This window comes from Rhodoferax sp. (assembly GCF_028688795.1).
GTDB lineage: Bacteria > Pseudomonadota > Gammaproteobacteria > Burkholderiales > Burkholderiaceae_C > Rhodoferax.
In genome coordinates this window covers 1-2955 of the sequence record NZ_JAQTXM010000096.1, presented here as the reverse complement: position 1 = coordinate 2955, position 2955 = coordinate 1, and the positions used below count along the sequence as shown (strand labels likewise).

4 protein-coding genes and 1 pseudogene are annotated in these 2955 nt (G+C 52.1%); all 5 read left to right on the top strand.

Annotated elements, in window-relative coordinates; all coding sequences use genetic code 11:
- Positions 1–731, top strand: a 731-nt coding sequence (locus PHQ58_RS23570; protein WP_300116365.1) for a glycosyltransferase, incomplete at its 5' end; no start/stop codon positions are given.
- A complete protein-coding gene (locus PHQ58_RS23565; protein WP_300116364.1) occupies positions 728–1675 on the top strand; it encodes an SDR family oxidoreductase in 948 nt (315 codons plus the stop codon). The genes PHQ58_RS23570 and PHQ58_RS23565, both read left to right, overlap by 4 nt.
- A gap of 50 nt (positions 1676–1725) precedes the next feature.
- Entirely contained in the window at positions 1726–2286 is a 561-nt protein-coding gene (locus PHQ58_RS23560; protein WP_300116368.1) for a sugar transferase, read from the top strand.
- A 55-nt stretch (positions 2287–2341) separates the two neighbouring features.
- A complete protein-coding gene (locus tag PHQ58_RS23555; protein ID WP_300116361.1) occupies positions 2342–2656 on the top strand; it encodes an H-NS histone family protein in 315 nt (104 codons plus the stop codon).
- A gap of 64 nt (positions 2657–2720) precedes the next feature.
- A pseudogene (locus PHQ58_RS23550) lies at positions 2721–2955 on the top strand (polysaccharide biosynthesis protein); the annotation flags it as partial.

Sequence of the window (2955 nt, the reverse complement as noted above, 5' to 3'; positions counted from 1 at the left end):
TGCAACTTGGGCTGATAAAAAATTTATTGGAGGATCTCGATAAAAATTGCAGGGATTCGCACTTTGAGTTGATCCTCACCCTCAACTTGTGCGAGGCGTTGTCATTTTCTTTGAATGACTTTTTTTTTCCAATAAAAATCATTCACAACGCCAGCCCGCTGGGTTTTGGTGCCAACCACAATCAGGCCTTTAAACACGCGTCTGGCCAGCATTTCTGTGTCATGAATCCTGATATTCGATTGGACCAGAACCCGTTTCACCAGCTTCTTGCGTGTCTTGCTGAGACGTTTGCTGGTGTGGTGGCTCCGGTTGTACTTGGGGTGGCTGGTGGCGTGGAAGACAGTGCACGCCGTTTTCCCAGTCCATTGAAAATCTTGTGCAAGGCTTTTGGCAAGTGCCGGGGAGTGGACTACGCTATTGCAGACGCACCCATCTTTCCGGATTGGGTGGGCGGCATGTTCATGGTGTTTCCATCGCCAGTCTTCAAGAAAATTGGTGGTTTTGATCAACGTTACTTTCTGTACTACGAAGACGTTGACCTTTGTGGGCGACTGAGTTTGGCTGGTTACAAGGCGGTGGTGTGCCCGCAAGCCACGGTGGTTCATCAAGCGCAACGCAGCAGCCATCGGAGTCTCAAATATTTGAGTTGGCACTTGGCCAGCATGATGCGTTTCTTTTTGTCATCTGTTTATTGGCGTTTGCAGTGGCGTAAATTGTTTGGACGCACATGAATTGCTTGATCACTGGGGCCAGTGGCTTTGTTGGTAGGTCGCTTTGTGCTGCTTTATCGATGCGCGATTTGGTCGTGCGCACTGCAATGCGAACTCGTCAGGACCAGTGCGATGATTTCGACGGCGTTTTTGTTGGCTCAATCGACGCTGAAACTCAATGGGCTGAGGCGTTGCGGGGTATTGATGTCGTGGTTCATCTGGCCGCGCGTGTTCACGTTATGAACGACGTTTCGCAAAACCCATTGGCAGAATTTCGGCGAATCAACGTGGGTGGAACCTTGAATTTGGCTCGCCAGGCTGCCGTCGCCGGGGTTAAACGGTTTGTGTTCATCAGTTCGGTTAAGGTCAATGGCGAGCGCACCGAACCCGGGCATGCGTTCACCGAAACCGACTTACCGAATCCGCAAGACGCCTACGGCCATAGTAAGCACGAGGCCGAGCAGGGTTTGCGCCAGATAGCTACCGAGGCGGGTCTGGAGGTGGTCATCATCCGTCCGCCATTGGTGTATGGCTCTGGTGTCAAGGCCAACTTTGCTGCACTCATGCGTGCCGTGCAGCGCGGCTGGCCCTTGCCGTTGGGTGCGGTGCATAACCAGCGTAGCCTGGTCGCGCTTGATAATTTGGTAGATTTCATCATCACCTGCATCACCCACCCCCAGGCTGCTAATCAGACATTTTTGGTGAGTGACGGCCAAGACCTGTCTACTACCGAATTGATCCGTGGCATGGCGCGTGCAGCTGGGGTGTCGGCTCATTTGTTACCAGTGCCGGTGTGGTTTTTGCAGGCAGGGGCTAGCTTGCTGGGGAAGGGTGGCGCCGTGCAAAGACTTTGTGGAAATTTGCAGGTGGATATTTCCAAGGCGCGTGAGTTGTTGGTATGGGTGCCGCCAGTGTCGGTTGAGGAGGGGCTAATAAGGGCTATGGGATGTCAGACTGAAGCCTGACTCACAACATTCAAAATTCAAGGTGCGGGATGCAAGGTAAAAAATTCGGGATGAAGAGATTTTTTGATTTGGTGCTTGTCCTCTTGGCTGGTTGTATTTTTCTGGTGCCCGTGCTTTTGGTCGCGGTGCTGGTGCGATTGACGTCCAAAGGGCCGGCGCTGTATTGGTCGGATCGGGTGGGGCGGCACAACAGCATTTTCAAAATGCCCAAATTCCGCAGCATGCAGATGGGAACACCAGCGGTAGCGACGCATTTGCTGAGTAATCCGGATGCTTACCTCACGCCTATCGGCAGTCTCTTGCGCAAATCCAGCCTTGATGAATTGCCGCAGTTGTGGAGCATTTTGAAGGGTGACATGAGTTTTGTCGGACCGCGTCCGGCCTTGTTTAACCAGGAAGACCTTATTGAGTTACGAACCAAGGCGGGTGTTCACCAGTTGTTGCCGGGTCTGACGGGGTGGGCTCAGATTAATGGCCGTGATGAATTGCCCATTCCTCAAAAAGTGGCTCTGGATGTGGAGTATCTGTATCGCCAGTCGTTTTTTTTGGATGTAAAAATTATCCTTTTGACTGCATGGAAGGTTTTAAGGCGAGATAATGTGACTCACTAAAAGAGCCACGATAACGTGCCAAAAAACGTTTTAATTTTTATATTTATTTAATACCATGACCAACTTGATCGATATCCAAAACCAGATTGCCATCCTGCAAAAACAAGCCGAAGAAATCAAGGCGCAAGAGTTCAATAAAACCGTGCAGGAGATCAAGGCCAAGATGATTGCCTTTGGCATCACCATTGAAGACCTGAATGGCGGCAGCAAGAGTCGCCCGCGCAAAGTCGGTGCGGCTAAGTCTGGCAACCCGGCGCCGGCCAAATACCGTGGCCCCAACGGTGAAACTTGGAGCGGTCGTGGTTTGATGCCGCGCTGGCTGGCCGCTTTGGTGGCACAGGGGCAGAGCAAGGAATCGTTTGCCATCTAATTGACAGCATTCAGGTGCCTAGGCCGGCACTTGATGAATTTCAGAATATATTGTGCAAAGCAAGGTGCTCGAGTGGCCGCGCGCGGTCAAACAGTTGGTGGTGGTGGCGCTTGACCTTGTCTTGGCACTGTTTGCCACCTGGCTGGCCTACACGCTCAGGCTTGATGCGATTCATTGGCCCGGCGGTGCCCAGTGGTGGGTTTATTTGTTGGCGCCGTTACTTTCCATCCCCATCTTCATTCGTTTTGGTTTGTACCGGGCCATTTTCCGCTACACCGGCCAAGCTGCATTGCAGGCCA

What these genes read in the sequence shown, in the direction of transcription:
- PHQ58_RS23565 (WP_300116364.1), top strand. Translation starts at nt 728, where the DNA reads ATGAATTGCTTGATCACTGGGGCCAGTGGCTTTGTTGGTAGGTCGCTT.
- PHQ58_RS23560 (WP_300116368.1), top strand. Translation starts at nt 1,726, where the DNA reads ATGAAGAGATTTTTTGATTTGGTGCTTGTCCTCTTGGCTGGTTGTATT.
- PHQ58_RS23555 (WP_300116361.1), top strand. Translation starts at nt 2,342, where the DNA reads ATGACCAACTTGATCGATATCCAAAACCAGATTGCCATCCTGCAAAAA.